The sequence below is a fragment of the Streptomyces sp. NPDC044921 genome, from assembly GCF_056432865.1.
On record NZ_JBWKIF010000001.1, the window covers coordinates 185342 to 204358 of the forward strand.

Consider the following 19017-nt stretch of genomic DNA (forward strand, 5'->3'; position numbering starts at 1 on the left):
GACTCCGCGGTCGTCCGGATGAACGACCGTGGCGGCACCGAGCACCGGGCCAGGACGCCGTACTCGCGAAGGCCCGGCGGGGCGGGGCGGGTCGAGCGCTGCCCGGCGCGGACCCCCCGCAGCGCGGAGTCACGCGGGACGCCCGTCGGAGCGGCCGTGCCGGACTCCGGACTCCGGACCCGGCCCGCAGCTGCGGATCGCGCCGGCCGGGTCACCCGAGCGGCAGGTCCGGCCGCCGGTCCCCGGCCGCCGGTCCCCGGCCGCCGGTCCCCGGTCGGCGGCACGCGGGCCCGGGCACCGGGGCGGCGCTGCCGCCCGTGCCGCCGAGGAGACGCGGCGGGCCGGCTGACGCGGGGACCGGCTGACGCCGGTGGGGTCACCCGGACCGGTGGCCGGGGCACCGCCCCCGCGCCGTGCCCCGGTCCGGGTCCCGCCGCCGCTCCACCAGGACCTCCAGGCCGTCCAGGATGCGCTGCAGCCCGAACTCGAAGTGGTCGAAGTCGGGTCCGAAGGTGTCCTCGGACAGGGACGCCATGACGGGATAGCGGCCCGACGCCATGGCCTTCTCCAGGACCGGCACCTGCGCCTGCCAGAACTCGGCGTCCGTCAGGCCCGTCCGGCGCTCCGCCTCCAGCTGGTACAGCTGCGTGCGCGCGGCCCCGACGACGTACCCGTCGATCATGATGATCGCGGAGACCAGTTCGGGGTCGCTCAGCCCCATCGGGCGGATCCGGGTGAGGACCTTCTCCATGCCGTCGAGGGCGCTCGGGCCGAGGATCGGGCGGGACTGGTTGACGTGCAGCAGCCAGGGGTGGCGGCGGTACAGGGCGAGGGTCGCCCGGGCCAGCGCCTCCAGGGCCGCGCGCCAGCCGCCGTCGCCCAGGTCGGCCGGGTTCTCCGAGGGGCGCTGGACCCGGTCCAGCATGAGGTCGAGCAGCTCGCCCTTGCCGGGGACGTACCGGTACAGCGACATGGTGCCGGTGCCCAGCTCGGCCGCGACACGGCGCATGGAGAGTCCCTCCAGGCCCTCGGCGTCCGCCACCTGGACGGCCGCTTCCACGATCCGGTCCAGGGTCAGGGTCGGCTTGGGCCCGCGGCTCGGGCGCCGGCCGGTGTCCCACAGGAGCTCCAGGGTGCGGGCGATGTCGCCGCTGCCGCTGGTCTCCGTACCGCCACTGCCACGCGTACCGCTCGTCATGAGCCCAGCTTAGGGCCCCGCGCAAAAAACTGAGTACGATGTACGCGTAATCGGGTACGCTGTACTCAGTTCAGTGCCGCGACACGGCACGAGCCACGGGAGGGGCGACATGGACGGATACGCGGTGCGCGCCGAGGCGCTGGAGAAGCGGTACGGCGACAAGCGCGCCCTGGACGGTTTCGACCTCGCGGTGCGCGAGGGCACGGTGCACGGCCTGCTCGGGCCGAACGGCGCGGGCAAGACCACCGCCGTGCGCATCCTGTCCACGCTGATCCGGCTGGACGGGGGCCGGGTGACGGTCGCCGGCCTCGACGTGGCCCGGCAGCCGCGCGAGGTGCGGGCCAGGATCGGGCTCACCGGCCAGTACGCGGCGGTCGACGAGGTGCTGACCGGCCGGCAGAACCTGGAGATGTTCGGCCGCCTGTTCCACCTCGGCGGCAGGCGCGCCAGGCTCCGGGCGGCCGAGCTGCTGGAGCAGTTCGACCTGACCGACGCCGCCGACCGGGGCGTCGGCAAGTACAGCGGCGGCATGCGGCGCCGCCTCGACCTCGCCGCGTCGATGATCCTGGCCCCGGCCGTGCTCTTCCTCGACGAGCCGACGACCGGCCTGGACCCGCGCAGCCGCGGCGAGGTCTGGGACTCCGTCCGGGCCCTGGTGGCGAGCGGCACGACCGTGCTGCTGACCACGCAGTACCTGGAGGAGGCCGACAAGCTCGCCTCCCGCATCACCGTCATCGACCAGGGCCGGGCCATCGCGGACGACACCCCGGACGGGCTGAAGGGCCTGGTCGGCGGCGACCGGATCGAGGTCGTGGTCGCCGAGCGGTCCGAGATCCCGCGGGTGGTGAAGGTCGTCGCCCGGGTCACCGACGGCGAACCGGAGGCGGACGAGGCCGAGTCGCGGGTGCACGCCCCGGTCGCCGACCGGGTCGCGGCCCTCACGGAGGTGGCGCGGACCCTCCAGGACGAGGGCGTCCGCGTGGAGGACATCGGACTGCGCAGGCCGAGCCTCGACGACGTCTTCCTGCGCCTGACCGGACACCGGACCGAGAAGGGGGCCGCGGCATGAGCGCCGTCGACCTGAGCACCCCGGGCACGCGGAGCGGCACGTACTGGCTGCTCGCCGACTGCTGGAACATCGTCCGCCGCGGCCTGACCCACTACCAGCGCCAGCCGGTCAACATCGCCTGGCAGCTGGGCTTCCCGATCCTGTCCGTGCTGCTCTACGGCTACGTCTTCGGCAGCGCGATGACGGTGCCGGGCGGCGGGGACTACAGGGACTTCCTGATGCCGGGCATGTTCGTGATGACCATGGCGTTCGGCTTCATCAACACCGCCACGGTCGTGGTCTACGACTCCACCAAGGGCGTCATCGACCGCTTCCGCTCCATGCCGATGGCGTCCTCCGCCGTGGTGGCCGGCCGCGGGGTCACCGACCTCATCGTCGCCTGCGCCGAGCTGGCCATCATGATGCTCACCGCCCTCGCCATGGGCTGGCGGCCGGACGGCGGCCTCGGCTTCCTCGCCGCGTTCGGGCTGCTGCTGTGGCTGCGGTTCGCGCTGATCTGGATCGGCGTCTGGCTGGGCCTGCTCGTGCCCAACCCGGAGGCGGCGGGCGGCCTGTTCGCGGTGGCCTTCCCGCTGACGATGATCTCCAGCATCTTCGTCGCGCCGCAGCTGATGCCCGACTGGCTGGGCTGGGTGGCGGCCTGGAACCCCATCTCCTCCACGGCGGCGGCCACCCGGGAGCTGTTCGGCACGCCGGTCGGCGGCGGCGACAGCTGGGTGGAGCAGCACGCGCTGCTGATGGCCGGGGTGTGGCCGGTGATCCTCACGGCGGTCTTCCTGCCCCTGGCGGTACGGCGGTTCCGGAAGCTCAGCCGGTAGCGCAGGCGGCGTGGGCGCTCGGTGGCGGCCGGGCGCCCCCGCGTAGGGTGGCCGGTCATGGGGGACCCGGAGCGCGCGATGGTCACCGTCCCGGCCGGGCGGGTGACGCTGTCGGACCGGCGGACCGAACGCAGCTGGGCGGTGGACGTCGCGCCGTTTCGGCTGTCGGCCTTCCCGGTCACCCAGGAGTGGTACGCCGAGATCACCGGTCGCACCCCGAGCACGGCCCGGGGCGAGCGGCTGCCGGTGGAGGGCGTGTCCTGGTGGGACGCCGTCCACTTCTGCAACGCCCTGTCCCGGAGCGACGGGCTGGCCCCCGCGTACCGCGTGCGCGACGGCGGGACGGTCGGCTGGGACGCCTCCGCCGACGGCTACCGGCTGCCGACCGAGGCCGAATGGGAGCACGCCTGCCGCGCCGGCGGCACCGGCCCGCGCTACGGCCCCCTGGACGAGATCGCCTGGTACCGGGGGAACGCGGGCGGCAGGATCCACCCCGTGGGCGGCAGGCAGCCCAACGCCTGGGGCCTGTACGACATGCTCGGCAACGTCTGGGACTGGTGCTGGGACCTCTACGACCCCGACGTCTACGGCACCTACCGGGTGCTCCGCGGCGGCGGCTGGTCCGACGAGCACTGGAGCTGCCGCGCCTCGGTGCGCCGCCGGAGCCATCCGACGTTCCGGATCGACGACGTGGGTTTCCGCGTCGCCCGGTAGCCGCGCCGCGGACGGGGGAATGACAACGGGGGAGGGGGCGTCCATGGAGAAGTGGTTGCCGTCGGCGTGGCTCCGTGCGGCCGCAGCGGTGTTCGGCTCGCGCGATCCGGTGGGGGAGGACTCGCACCTCTGGGTCCGCGTGCGGGCGAGGCAGGAGCGGCTGGAGCGCTACCGGCGCCTGCCGGAGCCGGTCTTCGAGCTGGACTCCGTCGCGTTCGCGGAGTACGTCGCGGACCTGTGCCGCCGGGACGGCTGCACCGACGTGCGGCAGGTCACGGGCCGGGCCCCGCAGGGCGCCGACGTGATCGGCACCCTGCCGGACGGCCGGAAGGCGGTGGTGCAGTGCGTACGGGAGTGCGCGGACCAGCCGGTGGATCCGGGGGACGTCCGCGCGTTCTGCGAGAACGCTCGCCGGCGGCTCGGGGCCGAGGTGACCGTCCAGGTCGTCCTGGGCCCCCTCGGCGGGCGCGTACGCAGGACCGCCGCTCGCTGCCGCTCGACGCTGATCGACGTCGACCGGCTCGACGCGTGGATGAACGGCACCCCGCTGAGCGCGCTCCTGGCGCACGGGACGGCAGGGCCGGTCACCGACGGGCGGGCGTGACGCGCCGCGACCGCTGGGCGGCCGGTTTCAGCCCGGCGGCACCGCGTTGCCCCGAGCCGCCGTCTTCCCCCGCCCCCGGCCCACCTGGGTGCGCACCGCGCCCATGCTCGCCGCGATGACCAGAGAGATCGCCGCCGCCTCCGGTGCCGTCAGGGACTGGTCGAGGATCAGGAAGCCGGCCGTGGCGGCGATGGCCGGTTCCAGGCTCATCAAAATCGCGAAGGTGGAGGCGGGCAGGCGGCGCAGGGCGAGCAGTTCCAGCGTGTAGGGCAGGACGGAGGAGAGCAGGGCCACCGCCGCGCCCAGGCCCAGGGTCACCGGGTCGGCCAGCTTGATGCCCGACTCGGCGATGCCCAGCGGCAGGAACAGCACCGCGCCCACCGCCATCGCCAGGGCCAGCCCGTCCGCCTGCGGGAAGCGGCGGCCCGTACGGGCGCTGAAGACGATGTACGCCGCCCACATGGCGCCGGCCCCCAGGGCGAAGGCCGCTCCGGCGGGGTCGAGCCCGCTGAAGCCCCCACCGCCGAGGAGGAAGACACCGGTCAGGGCCAGGGCCGCCCAGACGAGGTTGACCGCGCGGCGGGACGCCAGGACCGACAGGGCGAGCGGGCCCAGGACCTCCAGGGTGACCGCGGGGCCCAGCGGGATGCGGGCGACGGCCTGGTAGAACAGGCCGTTCATCGCGGCCATGGTGATGCCGAAGACGACGACCGTGCCCCAGTCGGCGCGCGAGTGGCCGCGCAGGCGGGGACGGCAGATCAGCAGCAGCACCACCGCGGCGACGAGCAGGCGCAACGCCACCACCCCGAGGGCCCCGGCCCTCGGCATCAGCGTCACCGCCAGGGCGCCGCCGAACTGCACGGAGATGCCGCCGGCCAGGACGAGACCCACGGGTCCGAGGGAGCCCAGCCGGCCCGGGCCGGGGGCGGTGCCGGACGCGGGCGACGCGGTGGTCGCGGACGGGGGCGTGGTGACGCTGTCGGGGGTGGTCACGGGCGGTCCTGTGCTCGTCGGCGCGAAGGGGGGGCGGTCCGTACACCGGCCTGCACTCCGCGTACATCCCGGTGTACTTCGCAGTCCAGAGTAATGGACTGGGTCAGGTGCGTGAAGCCCTTTTGCCTCTGTCTCGCGCGGTGAGACGCCCGCCCCGGTGCTCCCGCTGCCTCAGCGGCGGGACAGGTAGAGGGCGAACGCCTTGTACAGCGGCCGGTTGAGCGGGTAGTCCCATTCGCCGAGGTACTCGACGGCCTCGCCGCCCGTGCCCACCTTGAAGCGGAGCAGCCCCAGCAGGGGGCTGGACTCCTCCAGGGTGTCGGTGATGCCGCGCAGGTCGTAGACGGCGGCGCCGAGTTCGTGCGCGTCGGTCATCATGCGCCACTGCACGGCGCTGCTCGGCTGGACCTCGCGCCGGCGGGCGGTGGAGGCGCCGTAGGAGTACCAGACGTGCTCGCCCACGGTCAGCATGGTGGCGGCGGCGAGCACCTCGCCGTCGTGGTGGGCCAGGTAGAGCCGCATCCGGTCCGGGTGCTCGGCGGTGAGCGCGCGCCACATGCCCTGGAAGTAGGAGAGCGGACGCGGGAGGAACCCGTCGCGCCCGGCGGTCTCGGTGTACAGCTCGTGGAAGGCCGGAAGGTCCTCCAGGTCGCCGCGCACGACCTTCACGCCGGCCTTCTCCGCCTTCTTGATGTTGCGCCGCCACTGCTGGTTGAGGCCGTTGTGGATGTCCTCCAGCGAGCGGCCGGCGAACGGCACCTGGAAGACGTACCGGGGCTGGCCCGCGGCGAAGCCGGACGCCCCGCCGCTCCCGTCCTGCCGCCAGCCCATGCGGCGCAGGGCGTCCGCGACCTGCCCGGCCCGCGGTTCGTACGACGTGGCCCGTACGTCGCGCAGCCGGCGGGCGGCCGGGTCCGCGATCGCCGCCTTGACCGTCTCGGCGCTCCAGCGGCGCACCACGACCGGCGGGCCCATCCGCACCGCGAAGGCGCCCCGCCGCCGCAGGTGGGCGACCATCGGCTCCAGCAGGCGCTCCAGGCCGGGCCGGTGCCAGTCGATCAGCGGGCCCTCGGGCAGGTAGGCCAGGTACCGCCGCAGGCCGGGCAGCCGCGGCCCCGGCAGCGGGCGCAGCAGCACGAGGCCCGCGCCGACGAGCTGCCCGGTCGTGTCGAACCAGCCGAGGCTCTCCGCCTCCCAGTCGGGCTTCACCGCGCCCCAGGACGGGACCTGGGTGTGGCTGGCGGAGGGACGGGCCGCGACGAACGCGAGGTGCTCGTCACGGGTGATCGGCTGGACGCGGACGCTCATGCGCGGGCTCCTTCGAGCAGCGGCCCTGGACGGGCGGGGACTGGTGCCGTGAGCCTAGGAGCGGCCCCGCCGCTGCCGGCCCCGGACACTCGGGTCCGCCCGCCGTGTGGCCCGAACGCCTCACTCGCCCCCGCGCGCCGCGGGGGCGTCCTCCAACGCGTCCTCCAACGCGTCCGCCAGCACCTCCGCCAGATGCCTGCCGCGCACCCCCGCCAGCTGCTCCAGCTGCGTCCGGCAGGAGAAGCCGTCCGCCAGGACCACCGTGCCGTCCGGGGCGTCCCGCACCGAGGGCAGGAGCTGGTCCTCCGCGCAGGCGGCGGACACCGCGAAGTGGCCCTTGGTGAAGCCGAAGTCACCCGCCAGACCGCAGCAGCCGCCGCTGAGTTCACCGGTCAGCCCGGCGGCCCGGCGCAGCCGGCGGTCGGCCGCGTCGCCGAGCACCGCGTGCTGGTGGCAGTGGGTCTGGCCGGCCACCGGGCGGTCCACGCGCGGCGGCGCCCAGCCGGGGGCGTGCCGGGCCAGCACCTCCGCGAACGTGAGGACCTGCGCGGCGAGGCGGGCCGCCCGCGGGTCGTCGTGCAGCAGCTCCGGGGCGTCCGTGCGCAGCGCGGCCGCGCAGCCGGGCTCCAGCACCACGACCGGCGCGCCGGTCTCCAGCACCGGTTCCATCAGGTCGAGCGTGCGCCGCAGGACCGCCCGGGCCCGGTCGAGCTGCCCGGTCGAGACGTACGTCAGACCGCAGCAGACCCGGCCCCTCCCGCGCAGCAGCGACACGGGGTCGAGGGCCACCGTCCTGCCGTCGCCCACGGGCGGTCTGCGCAGGTGCACGGTCGGCGGCAGCGCCACCCGCAACCCGGCGGCCTCCAGCACCCGCACGGCGGCCCGCCCCACGGAGGGGGAGAAGTGCTCCGTGAAGGTGTCCGGCCACAGCACGACCAGGTCCCCGGCCGCGTCTCCGCTCCCCGCCCCGCCCCGCCGCCGCTCCCACCACCGGCTGAACGTCCGCCGCGCCACCCGCGGCAGCTGCCGCTCCGGTGCGATCCCGCCCAGCCGCTTCGCCGGCGCGGCGAAGAGCCGTACCCGGGACAGCGCGTTGACCAGCCAGGCCGTGCGGGTGCGCGACACCGCCCTGAGCCACAGCGGCAGCCGTCCCATCGAGTGGTGCGCGGCGGGGCGCCGGCGCCCGGCGTAGTGGTGGTGCAGGAACTCCGCCTTGTACGTGGCCATGTCGACGCCGACCGGGCAGTCCGAGCGGCAGCCCTTGCAGGACAGGCACAGGTCCAGCGCGTCCCGCACCTCGGGCGAGCGCCAGCCGCCGGTGACCACCTCGCCCGCGAGCATCTCGTGCAGCAGCCGGGCCCGCCCGCGCGTGGAGTGCTCCTCCGCGCCCGTCGCCCGGAAGGACGGGCACATCACGGCCGGGCCGGACACCGACGCGGTGCGGCACTTGGCGACGCCCACGCAGCGGCGCACCGCTGCCGTGAAGTCACCGCCGTCGCCGGGGTAGCCGAAGGCGACGTCGACGGGCTCGCGGGGCAGGACGGCGAAGCGCAGGCCGGAGTCCAGGGGCGCGGGCCGGACCAGCATGCCGGGGTTGAGCAGGTCGTCCGGGTCCCACAGGCCCTTCACCCGCTCGAACAGGCCGACCAGGCGGGGCCCGTACATCTTCGGCAGCAGTTCGGCGCGGGCCTGCCCGTCGCCGTGCTCCCCGGACAGCGACCCGCCGTGCGCCACCACCAGGTCCGCGAGTTCCCCGGAGAAGCGGCGGAAGCGGGCGACCCCGGGACCGGTGAGCAGGTCGAAGTCGATGCGGACGTGGATGCAGCCGTCCCCGAAGTGCCCGTACGGCGCGCCGCGCAGGCCGTGCGAGGCGAGCAGGGCCCGGAAGTCCCGCAGGTAGGCGCCCAGCCGTTCCGGCGGCACCGCGCAGTCCTCCCAGCCCGGCCAGGCCTCGGTGCCGTCCGGCATCCGGGTCGCCGTGCCGCTCGCGTCCTCCCGGATCCGCCACAGCGCCCGCTGCCCGGCCGGGTCGGTGACGACCAGCGCGTCCAGGACGTCCGCCGCCCGCACGATCGTCTCCGCACGCGCGCGTGCCTCCGCCTGCGACTCCCCGCCGGTCTCCACGAACAGCCAGGCCCCGCCCCGCGGCAGCTCGACGGCCGACGGCACCAGGTCCGCCGCCATGCCCTCCACCGTCAGCGGCCGGTACGGCAGCAGTCCGGAGGCGGCCTCGGCCGCCGCGCCCTCGTCGGCGTACGCCAGCACCGCCAGCGCACGCGCGCGTGGCGCCTCGACCAGACGCACGACCGCCTCCGTGAGGACGCCCAGGGTGCCCTCGCTCCCGCAGAAGGAGCGGGCCACGTCGGCTCCCCTCTCGGGCAGCAGGGCGTCCAGCGCGTACCCGGAGATGCGGCGGGGCAGGTCCGGGAAGCCCGTGCGCAGCCCGGCCAGCTCCCCCTCCACCAGCGCCCGCAGGCCCTCCGGTGCCCCGGCCCACTCCCGCCCGAGCCGCAGCCGCTCCCCGCGCGCGGTGAGGACGTCCAGCTCGCGCACGCTGTCGGCGGTGGTGCCCCACGCGACCGAGTGCGAGCCGCACGCGTTGTTGCCGATCATGCCGCCGAGCGTGCAGCGGCTGTGGGTGGAGGGGTCGGGGCCGAAGCGCAGTCCGTGCGGGGCGGCGGCCTCCTGGAGCCGGTCCAGCACGAGCCCCGGCTGCACGACGGCCGTGCGTCCCCCGGGGTCGAGGGCGACCAGCCGGTTCATGTGCCGGGTGAAGTCCAGGACGACACCGGTCCCGGTGGCCTGCCCGGCGATGGACGTCCCCCCGCCCCGCGCCACGACCGGCACCCCGTGCTCCCGGCACACCGCCAGCACGGCGGCCACGTCCTCGGCGTCCACGGGGGCCACGACCCCCAGCGGCACCCGCCGGTAGTTGGACGCGTCCATGGTCACCAGCGCCCTGGCCCCGGCCCCGAAGGCGACCTCGCCCCGGACGGCCGCGCGCAACTCCGCTTCGAGAGCCGAGAGATCCGTCATGGGTCCAGGATGCATCCGGGCACCGGCCGTGACCGGCGGCGGGTCGCGCGGGCCGGCGATCAGTCGCCGACGGCCGCCGCGTACAGCAACGCGAACAGCACGGTGCAGCCCATCGCCGTTCCCGCACCGGTCAGCAGGGTCGTCCACCAGGTGAAGTGCAGGTTCACCGCGACCAGGACCGAGGAGAGGCCGGCGAGCAGCAGCGTGGTCAGCGCGGCCTGCACACCGGCTCCCTTGTTCGTGCCGCCCACCTCACCCAGGGTCCCGGCGGCCATGCCCAGGAAGAACTCGCCGAGACTGATCCCGAAGCCGATGGCGAGGTCGTTGTACCAGCGGAAGTCGGCCTTGGCGGCGACGAGCCACACTCCCCCGACCAGGGCCGGGAGCCACAGCAGTGCCACGCAGCCGGACAGCGACTCCTCCGCCTCGTACGCCTCGGACTGCGTGCCCACGCCCACCAGGAGGAGAGTCAGCGAGGCCAGCAGCCCCCACACGGCCGAGGCCCGCGTACCCACCCCACCTGCTCCGAGCAGCAGACCGAAGGTGCCGAGGCCCGCGATCAGGGCCGAGCCGGCCACCTCGTAGCGCACCGCGAGGCGAACGCGGATGTCCCAGTAGGCCTGGGCAGGGGAGGGACCGGACGGCTCCTCGGCCGGCGCAGGCGCCTGGGAGCCGGTCGCCCGCTCGGGCGCCGCGGGCTCCTCCGGCTCCTCCCCGCCCTCCTCGGGATCCGGCCACCAGTCGGGCAGTTCGGTCCGGAAGACCTTGTCCGCCCACGGAGGGGTCCCGGCCCCGACCCCGGGGGTGGGGACCGCGGGGGGAGACGGAAGGGGCAGCGAGGGGAGGGAGGGAGTGGACGACGGGGCCGGTTCCGTGGCGGGGAGCGCGGCCACGTGGGCGGGCCGGACCCGTTGCCGCTCGATCCGCGCCCCGACCTCACCGAGCCGGGCGTGCACCTCGGCCGCCGAGGCCGGACGTGCCTCCGGGTCCTTGCGCAGAAGGTCCATGACGAGACTGTCGAGCTCCCACGGAACCGAGAAGTCGTCACGGCGGGACCCGGGTCTGCGCGGCTCGGCGTTCTGGTGCTGCCACAGGACGTCCCCGTCCGTGAAGGGTGGCCCGCCCGTCAACATCGCGTACAGCAGGCACCCGAGCGAGTACAGGTCCGAAGCGGCCCCGACGCGTTCGCCCCGGCTCTGCTCGGGAGACACGTACTCCTTGGTGCCGACGATCCACCCCGCGGGGGTGATCTGGGTGCGGCCCTGCCCGTCCTCCTGGAAGCAGGCGATGCCGAAGTCGAGGAGGACCGCCTTGCCGCGCGCGGTGATCTGCACGTTGCCGGGCTTGAGGTCGCGGTGCACCAACCCGCGCGTGTGGGCCGCCTCCAGCGCACGGCAGACGTGCCGGCCCCAGCGGATGACGTCCGCCAGGGGCACTGTCCCGTTCCCGGCACGCTCCCGGGCGACGAGGTCGCCCAGCGACGTGCCGTCGAGGCGCTCCATGACGAGGAACAGCAGGGGCCGGCCGTCCTTCTCGTCCACGCCGGAGTCGTAGACCCGCACGACGTTGTCGTGTTCCAGACCCGCGGTGATCTTGATCTCCCGCAGGAACCGGGCCTGCATGTCCGCGTTGCCCAGGTACCCGGGCCGCAGGAGCTTGACCGCCACCGGCCGCTCCAAGTGCCGGTCCTCGGCCAGATGGACCTCCCCCATCCCGCCGCCGCCGAGCCGCTGGGTCAGCACGTACCGCCCGTCACCCAGATCCACTACGGGACCTCCTCTGCCCGTCCTGTCGCAGAGTGTCACCCGGAACCCAAGATTCCACGAGGGGCCTGCCGTCCGCCCCGGGCCCGCGGAGACCGGGGCTCGGGGCCCGTCCGGCTCGTCTCATCGAACGGACACGTTTTCCGTCCGGTTTCGCCGAAGAGATACGCTCCGGCTCGTGGCTGAGATCCAGATTCCCTCTGACATCAAGCCCGCGGACGGACGTTTCGGCGCGGGACCCTCCAAGGTGCGGACGGAGGCGCTGGACGCCCTCGCCGCGACCGGCACCTCCCTGCTGGGCACCTCTCACCGCCAGGCTCCCGTCAAGAACCTGGTCGGCCAGGTCCGCGAGGGCATCAGCGAGCTGTTCCGGCTCCCCGACGGCTACGAGGTGATCCTCGGCAACGGCGGCTCCACCGCGTTCTGGGACATCGCGACGCACGGCCTGATCGAGAACAAGTCGCAGCACCTCAGCTTCGGCGAGTTCTCCTCGAAGTTCGCCAAGGCCGCCAAGCTCGCCCCGTGGCTGGCCGACCCGGACGTCATCTCCGCCGACCCGGGCACCCACCCCGAGCCGGTCGCCGAGGCGGGCGTGGACGTCTACGCGTTCACCCACAACGAGACCTCCACCGGTGTCGCCATGCCGATCAAGCGCGTGGCGGGCGCCGACGAGGGCGCCCTGGTGCTGGTGGACGCCACGTCCGGCGCCGGCGGCCTGCCGGTCGACATCAGCGAGACGGACGTCTACTACTTCGCCCCGCAGAAGTCCTTCGCCTCCGACGGCGGCCTGTGGATCGGCGTGTTCTCCCCGGCCGCCATCGAGCGCGCCGAGCGGATCCACGCCTCCGGCCGCCACGTCCCGGAGTTCTTCTCGCTGCCCACGGCGATCGACAACTCCCGCAAGAACCAGACGTACAACACCCCGGCTCTGGCCACCCTCTTCCTGCTGAACCAGCAGCTGGAGTGGATCAACGGCCAGGGCGGCCTGGACTGGTCGGTGCGCCGCACGGCCACGTCCGCGCGGACGCTGTACGGCTGGGCCGAGGACGTGAAGTTCGCGAACCCGTTCGTCACCGACCCGGCCAAGCGCTCGCAGGTCATCGGCACGATCGACTTCACGGACGAGGTCGACGCCGCCGCCGTCGCGAAGGTGCTGCGCGCCAACGGCATCGTCGACACCGAGCCCTACCGCAAGCTCGGCCGCAACCAGCTGCGCGTCGCGATGTTCCCGGCGATCGACCCGGCCGACGTCGAGGCGCTCACCAAGTGCGTCGACTACGTGATCGAGAAGCTCTGACCGTCGCGCGTACGTGACCGAGGGCGCCCCGCACGCGGGGCGCCCTTCGTCGTCCTCGGGCGGACGCGCTCGCCCGAAGGCGCCCTCCAGCTGCTCCGGCCACGCCTCCCCGTCACCGCCGTCTCGCACATTTTCATGCAAGCACGCTTGATTGTTTCCGGCCCCGCTGCCATGCTCCTCAGCACGCCGCACCACCCCGAACCACCCGGCACCGACCCCGCACACCGCCGTGCCCCGAGGGGAGCGTCCCGTGTCCGATCCGACGTCCGTGCTCGACGACCTGCGCCAGGAGAGCGAGGAACTCGACCGCCTCGTCGCCGGGGCGGACACGCGGCACTGGGCGCTCGCGACCCCCGCCCCCGGCTGGACCGTGGCCCACCAGATCGCCCACCTGGCCTGGACCGACCGCTCCGCCCTGCTCGCGGTCACGGACGCCGACGCCTTCCACGCCCTGGTCGAGAAGGCCCTCACGGCGCCGGACTCCTTCGTCGACGAGGGGGCCGAAGAGGGCGCCGCGCTCCCGCCCGAGGCGCTGCTCGCCCGCTGGCGCGAGGGCCGTGCGGCGCTGGAGCAGGCCCTGCGCGCTGCACCGCCCGAGGCGCGCTTCCCCTGGTACGGGCCGTCCATGTCCGCCGCATCTATGGCGACGGCCCGCCTCATGGAGACCTGGGCGCACGGGCAGGACGTCGCCGACGCCCTGGGTGTGGTGCGCCCACCCACCGACCGGCTGCGGCATGTGGCCTGGCTCGGGGTGCGGACCCGGGACTTCGCCTTCGGCGTGCACGGGCTGACCCCGCCCGGCGCGCCCTTCCGCGTCGAGCTGCGGGCGCCCTCCGGTGCGGTGTGGACGTACGGCCCGGACGACGCCCCGCAGCGGGTCACCGGCCCCGCCCTCGACTTCTGCCTCCTGGTCACGCAGCGCGCCCACCGCGACGACCTGGCCCTGCGCGCCGACGGCCCCGACGCCGACCGCTGGCTGGACGTCGCGCAGGCCTTCGCGGGACCGCCGGGCGGCGGCCGCCCGCCGCGGGGAGCCGCCTCGTGACGACCCTTCCCACCCGGGGGGAGACCCGCCCGGAGCCCTTGCGCGTCGGCAACGCCTCCGGCTTCTACGGCGACCGGTTCGACGCCCTGCGCGAGATGCTCACCGGCGGCGAACTCGACGTCCTCACCGGCGACTACCTCGCCGAGCTGACCATGCTCATCCTCGGCCGGGACCGGCTCAAGGACCCGGGCGCCGGATACGCCCGCACCTTCCTGCGGCAGCTGGAGGAGTGCCTCGGCCTCGCCCACGAGCGGGGCGTGCAGATCGTCACCAACGCCGGCGGGCTCAACCCGGCCGGGCTCGCCGGCGCCGTACGGGCGTTGGCCGACCGGCTCGGCGTCCCCGTGCGCGTGGCCCACGTCGAGGGCGACGACCTCACCGCCGCGCACCCGGGCAGCCTCGCCGCCCACGCCTACCTCGGCGGCTTCGGCATCGCGGCCTGCCTGCGCGCGGGCGCCGATCTCGTGGTGACCGGGCGGGTGACGGACGCGGCCCTGGTCACCGGGCCCGCCGCCGCCCACTTCGGCTGGACTCCGGCGGACCACGACCGGCTCGCCGGGGCCGTCGTCGCCGGGCACGTCCTGGAGTGCGGGGCGCAGGCCACCGGCGGCAACTACGCCTTCTTCCGCGACGGCGACGTGCGCCGCCCCGGCTTCCCGCTCGCCGAACTGCACGAGGACGGGAGCTGCGTGATCACCAAGCACCCCGGCACCGGCGGCTTCGTCGACGTCGGCACGGTCACCGCCCAGCTGCTGTACGAGACGGCCGGTGCCCGGTACGCCGGGCCCGACGTCACCGCCCGGCTGGACACCGTACGGCTCGGCCAGGACGGGCCCGACCGGGTGCGGATCGACGGCGTGCGCGGCGAGGCGCCCCCGCCCACCCTCAAGGTCGGGCTGAACAAGCTGGGCGGCTTCCGCAACGAGGTCGCCTTCGTGCTCACCGGCCTCGACATCGAGGCCAAGGCCGCCCTGGTGCGCGACCAGATGGAGCCCGCGCTGCGGGAGGTGGCGGACGTCCGCTGGGAGCTGGCCCGCACCGACCGGCCCGACGCCGACACCGAGGAGGGCGCGAGCGCGCTGCTGCGGCTCGTCGTACGGGACCCGGACCAGCAGGCCGTGGGGCGGGCGCTGAGCGGGGCCGCGGTGGAGCTGGCGCTGGCGAGCTACCCCGGCTTCCATGTGCTCGCGCCACCCGGGAAGGGCGCCCCCTATGGGGTGTTCGAGGACGTGTACGTCGCCCATGGTGCGGTCGACCATGTGGCCGTCCTCGATGACGGACGCCGGGTCACCGTGCCCCCGCCCCAGGACACCCGCGTACTCGACGACGTCCCGGAGCCGCCCCTGCCGGAGCCGCTGCCGCCCGGGCCGTGCCGGAGGGCCCCGCTCGGGCTGGTCGCGGGGGCCCGCAGCGGCGACAAGGGCGGCAACGCCAACGTCGGCGTCTGGACCCGCACCGACGACACCTGGCGGTGGCTCGCACACGAGCTGACCGTCGAACGGTTCCGGGAGCTGATCCCCGAGAGCCGCCCGCTGAAGGTGACCCGGCACGTGCTGCCCCGCCTGCGCGCCCTGAACTTCGTCGTCGAGGGGATCCTCGGCCGGGGCGTCGCCGCCCAGCACCGCTTCGACCCGCAGGCCAAGGCGCTCGGCGAATGGCTGCGCTCCCGCCACCTGGAGATACCGGAGGCCCTGCTGTGACCGTCCTGACCTCCGCGCTCGACACCACCGGAGCCGACTTCCGGGCCAACCGCGAGGCCATGCTCGCCAAGCTCGCCGCCCTCGACGCCGAGCACGCCAAGGCCCTCGCGGGCGGCGGCGAGAAGTACGTCGCACGGCACCGGGGGCGCGGCAAGCTCCTCGCCCGCGAGCGCGTCGAGCTGCTCCTCGACCCCGACACGCCCTTCCTGGAACTGTCCCCGCTGGCCGCCTGGGGCAGCGACCACACCGTCGGCGCGTCCCTGGTCACCGGCATCGGGGTCGTCGAGGGCGTCGAGTGCCTGATCACCGCCAACGACCCGACCGTGCGCGGCGGGGCGAGCAACCCCTGGTCGCTGAGGAAGGCCCTGCGCGCCAACGACATCGCCCTCGCCAACCGGCTGCCCGTGCTCAGCCTGGTGGAGTCCGGCGGCGCCGACCTGCCCTCCCAGAAGGAGATCTTCATCCCCGGCGGCGCCATCTTCCGCGACCTCACCCGGCTGTCGGCCGCCGGCATCCCGACCGTCGCGGTCGTCTTCGGCAACTCCACCGCGGGCGGCGCCTACATCCCCGGCATGTCCGACCACGTGATCATGGTCAGGGAGCGGGCCAAGGTGTTCCTCGGCGGCCCGCCGCTGGTGAAGATGGCGACCGGGGAGGAGAGCGACGACGAGTCCCTGGGCGGCGCCGAGATGCACGCGCGCGTCTCGGGCCTCGCCGACTACTTCGCCGCCGACGAGCACGACGCGCTGCGCCAGGCCCGCCGCGTGGTCGCCCGCCTCAACCACCGCAAGGCGTACGCCGATCCGGGCCCGGCCGAGCCGCCCGAGTACGACCCCGAGGAGCTCCTCGGCCTCGTCCCCGGCGACCTGAAGAGCCCCTTCGACCCGCGCGAGGTCATCGCCCGGGTCGTCGACGCCTCCGACTTCGACGAGTTCAAACCGCTGTACGGCACCAGTCTGGCCACCGGCTGGGCCACCCTGCACGGCTATCCGGTCGGCATCCTCGCCAACGCCCGCGGGGTGCTGTTCAGCGAGGAGTCCCAGAAGGCCGCCCAGTTCATCCAGCTCGCCAACCAGCGCGACGTCCCGCTGCTCTTCCTGCACAACACCACCGGCTACATGGTCGGCAAGGAGTACGAGCAGGGCGGCATCATCAAGCACGGCGCGATGATGATCAACGCCGTCAGCAACAGCCGCGTCCCGCACCTGTCGGTCCTCATGGGCGCCTCCTACGGCGCCGGCCACTACGGCATGTGCGGCCGCGCCTACGACCCCCGCTTCCTCTTCGCCTGGCCCAGCGCCAAGTCGGCCGTCATGGGCCCGCAGCAGCTCGCGGGCGTGCTGTCGATCGTCGCCCGCCAGTCGGCCGCGGCCAAGGGACAGCCGTACGACGACGAGGCGGACGCCGCGCTGCGCGCCATGGTCGAGCAGCAGATCGAGTCCGAGTCGCTGCCGATGTTCCTGTCCGGGCGGCTCTACGACGACGGCGTCATCGACCCGCGCGACACCCGCACCGTCCTCGGCCTGTGCCTGTCCGCGATCCACACCGCCCCCTACGAGGGCGCGCGCGGCGGCTTCGGCGTCTTCCGGATGTGAGGAACCTTCAGTGATCACTTCTGTGCTGGTCGCCAACCGGGGCGAGATCGCCTGCCGCGTCTTCCGCACCTGCCGCGAGCTGGGCATCCACACGGTCGCCGTGCACTCGGACGCCGACGCGCACGCCCTGCACACCCGCGTGGCCGACGCGAGCGTCCGCCTGCCGGGGGAGGCGCCCGCCGACACGTATCTGCGCGGCGACCTCGTCGTGAAGGCCGCCCTCGCCGCCGGCGCGGACGCCGTGCACCCCGGCTACGGCTTCCTCTCCGAGAACGCGGACTTCGCCCGGGCCGTCCTGGACGCCGGCCTGACCTGGATAGGACCGCCCCCGGAGGCCATCGAGGCCATGGCGTCCAAGACCCGCGCCAAGCGGCTCCTGGGCGTCGAGCCGCTCACCGAGGTCACCGAGGCCGACCTGCCCGTCCTCGTGAAGGCCGCGGCGGGCGGCGGCGGCCGCGGTATGCGCGTCGTACGGCGCCTGGCGGACCTGGACGCCGAACTGGCCGCCGCCCGCGCGGAGGCGGCGAGCGCCTTCGGCGACGGCGAGGTCTTCGTCGAGCCGTACGTGGAGCGCGGCCGTCACGTCGAGGTGCAGATCCTCGCCGACACGCACGGCACGGTCTGGCCGCTGGGCACCCGCGACTGCTCCCTCCAGCGCCGCCACCAGAAGGTGATCGAGGAGGCACCGGCCCCCGGTCTGCCCGGTGAGCTGTGCGAGGAACTGCACGCCTCGGCCGTACGGGCCGCCCGGGCCGTCGACTACGTGGGCGCCGGCACGGTCGAGTTCCTCGTCGCCGACGGCACGGCGCACTTCCTGGAGATGAACACCCGCCTCCAGGTCGAACACCCGGTGACCGAGGCCGTGTTCGGGCTCGACCTGGTCGCGGAGCAGATCCGTGTCGCCGAGGGCCACCCCCTCGCCCCCGAGCCGCCCCGGGCGCGGGGCCACGCCGTCGAGGCCCGCCTGTACGCCGAGGACCCCGCCCGCGACTGGGCCCCGCAGACGGGCACCCTGCACCGCCTCGCGGTCCCCGGCTCGGTCCGCCTGGACACCGGCTACACCGACGGCGACACGATCGGCGTGCACTACGACCCGATGATCGCCAAGGTCGTGGCCCACGCGCCCACCCGCGCGGAGGCCCTGCGGAAGCTGGCCTCCGCCCTGGAACGGGCCGCGATCCACGGCCCCGTCACCAACCGCGACCTCCTGGTCCGCTCCCTGCGCCACCCGGAGTTCACCGCGGCCCGCATGGACACCGGCTTCTACGACCGCCACCTCGCGGACCTGACCGAACCGGCCCCCGACCCGCACGCCCCCCTGGCCGCCGCCCTCGCCGACGCGAGCGCCCGCGCCCGCCCCGGTTTCGGCGGCTGGCGCAACGTCCCCTCGCAGCCGCAGACCAAGCGCTACCTGATGGCGGGCGAGGAGCACGAGGCCCGCTACCGGCACACCAGGCGGGGCCTTGAGGCGGACGGGGTGCGCGTGGCGCACGCCGAGGCGGGTCTGGTCGTCCTCGAAGCGGACGGCGTCCGGCGCCGGTTCGAGGTCGCCCGCCACGGCGACCGGGTGTACGTCAACACCACGGCCCTGACGGCCCTGCCCCGCTTCCCCGACCCCACCGCCCACCACGCCCCCGGCTCCCTCCTGGCCCCCATGCCGGGCACGGTCGTCCGCGTCGCCGACGGCCTCACGGCGGGAGCACCGGTGAAGGCCGGCGAGCCCCTGCTCTGGCTGGAGGCGATGAAGATGCAGCACAAGATCACCGCGCCGGTGCCAGGGACCCTGACCTCCTTGCCGGTCGCACCCGGTCAGCAGGTCGAGCCGGGGATGCTGCTGGCGGTTGTGCAGGAGGCCTGAAGGGGCGCGGGGAACTGCG

The 19017-nt window shown here is 74.6% G+C and carries 14 protein-coding genes; 9 read left to right on the plus strand and 5 right to left on the minus strand.

Annotated elements, in window-relative coordinates; translation table 11 throughout:
* Nucleotides 1-376: 376 nt before the first annotated feature.
* Complete coding sequence (locus AC07DA_RS00955) at nucleotides 377-1198, minus strand: TetR/AcrR family transcriptional regulator (protein WP_479123315.1); 822 nt, start codon at nucleotides 1196-1198, stop codon at nucleotides 377-379.
* A gap of 109 nt (nucleotides 1199-1307) precedes the next feature.
* Here AC07DA_RS00955 and AC07DA_RS00960 point away from each other — a divergent pair, with 109 nt between their 5' ends.
* The 4 genes from AC07DA_RS00960 to AC07DA_RS00975 all read left to right on the plus strand — a co-directional run bounded on the left by AC07DA_RS00960 (nucleotide 1308) and on the right by AC07DA_RS00975 (nucleotide 4403).
* Complete coding sequence (locus AC07DA_RS00960; RefSeq protein WP_479123316.1) at nucleotides 1308-2267, plus strand: ATP-binding cassette domain-containing protein; 960 nt, start codon at nucleotides 1308-1310, stop codon at nucleotides 2265-2267.
* Complete coding sequence (locus AC07DA_RS00965) at nucleotides 2264-3085, plus strand: ABC transporter permease (RefSeq protein ID WP_479123317.1); 822 nt, start codon at nucleotides 2264-2266, stop codon at nucleotides 3083-3085. Before AC07DA_RS00960 ends, AC07DA_RS00965 begins: the two co-directional genes overlap by 4 nt.
* A 78-nt stretch (nucleotides 3086-3163) precedes the next feature.
* Nucleotides 3164-3799, plus strand: a complete 636-nt coding sequence (locus AC07DA_RS00970; RefSeq protein WP_479123860.1) for a formylglycine-generating enzyme family protein — start codon at nucleotides 3164-3166, stop codon at nucleotides 3797-3799.
* 43 nt (nucleotides 3800-3842) lie between these two features.
* On the plus strand, nucleotides 3843-4403 hold the full coding sequence (locus AC07DA_RS00975) for a restriction endonuclease (protein ID WP_479123319.1): 561 nt from the start codon (nucleotides 3843-3845) through the stop codon (nucleotides 4401-4403).
* 27 nt (nucleotides 4404-4430) lie between these two features.
* On the opposite strand, the gene AC07DA_RS00980 is transcribed toward AC07DA_RS00975, so the two are convergent.
* The 4 genes from AC07DA_RS00980 to AC07DA_RS00995 all read right to left on the minus strand — a co-directional run bounded on the left by AC07DA_RS00980 (nucleotide 4431) and on the right by AC07DA_RS00995 (nucleotide 11506).
* Nucleotides 4431-5396, minus strand: a complete 966-nt coding sequence (locus AC07DA_RS00980; RefSeq protein ID WP_479123320.1) for an EamA family transporter — start codon at nucleotides 5394-5396, stop codon at nucleotides 4431-4433.
* Nucleotides 5397-5567: 171 nt separating this feature from the next.
* Nucleotides 5568-6704 (minus strand): lipid II:glycine glycyltransferase FemX, encoded by a 1137-nt coding sequence (locus AC07DA_RS00985; protein ID WP_479123321.1) that lies wholly within the window; start codon nucleotides 6702-6704, stop codon nucleotides 5568-5570.
* A gap of 120 nt (nucleotides 6705-6824) precedes the next feature.
* The gene (locus AC07DA_RS00990) at nucleotides 6825-9740 is read right to left on the minus strand and encodes an FAD-binding and (Fe-S)-binding domain-containing protein (protein ID WP_479123323.1); all 2916 of its coding nucleotides are present in this window, start codon (nucleotides 9738-9740) and stop codon (nucleotides 6825-6827) included.
* A 59-nt stretch (nucleotides 9741-9799) separates the two neighbouring features.
* A complete protein-coding gene (locus AC07DA_RS00995) occupies nucleotides 9800-11506 on the minus strand; it encodes a serine/threonine-protein kinase (RefSeq protein ID WP_479123324.1) in 1707 nt (568 codons plus the stop codon).
* Between the two features lie 175 nt (nucleotides 11507-11681).
* On the opposite strand from AC07DA_RS00995, the gene serC reads away from it, so the two are divergent.
* From serC to AC07DA_RS01020, 5 genes are all read left to right on the plus strand, one after another.
* Nucleotides 11682-12800 (plus strand): phosphoserine transaminase, encoded by a 1119-nt coding sequence (gene serC / locus AC07DA_RS01000; protein WP_479123326.1) that lies wholly within the window; start codon nucleotides 11682-11684, stop codon nucleotides 12798-12800.
* Nucleotides 12801-13050: 250 nt separating this feature from the next.
* The gene (locus AC07DA_RS01005) at nucleotides 13051-13845 is read left to right on the plus strand and encodes a TIGR03084 family metal-binding protein (RefSeq protein WP_479123328.1); all 795 of its coding nucleotides are present in this window, start codon (nucleotides 13051-13053) and stop codon (nucleotides 13843-13845) included.
* A complete protein-coding gene (locus tag AC07DA_RS01010; protein WP_479123329.1) occupies nucleotides 13842-15545 on the plus strand; it encodes an acyclic terpene utilization AtuA family protein in 1704 nt (567 codons plus the stop codon). The genes AC07DA_RS01005 and AC07DA_RS01010 overlap by 4 nt, the downstream gene beginning before the upstream one ends.
* Nucleotides 15542-17140: an acyl-CoA carboxylase subunit beta gene (locus AC07DA_RS01015; RefSeq protein WP_479123331.1), complete on the plus strand. Its 1599-nt coding sequence runs from the start codon at nucleotides 15542-15544 to the stop codon at nucleotides 17138-17140. The genes AC07DA_RS01010 and AC07DA_RS01015 overlap by 4 nt, the downstream gene beginning before the upstream one ends.
* 10 nt (nucleotides 17141-17150) lie before the next feature.
* Nucleotides 17151-18998 (plus strand): acetyl/propionyl/methylcrotonyl-CoA carboxylase subunit alpha, encoded by a 1848-nt coding sequence (locus tag AC07DA_RS01020; protein ID WP_479123332.1) that lies wholly within the window; start codon nucleotides 17151-17153, stop codon nucleotides 18996-18998.
* The last annotated feature ends 19 nt before the right edge of the window (nucleotides 18999-19017 follow it).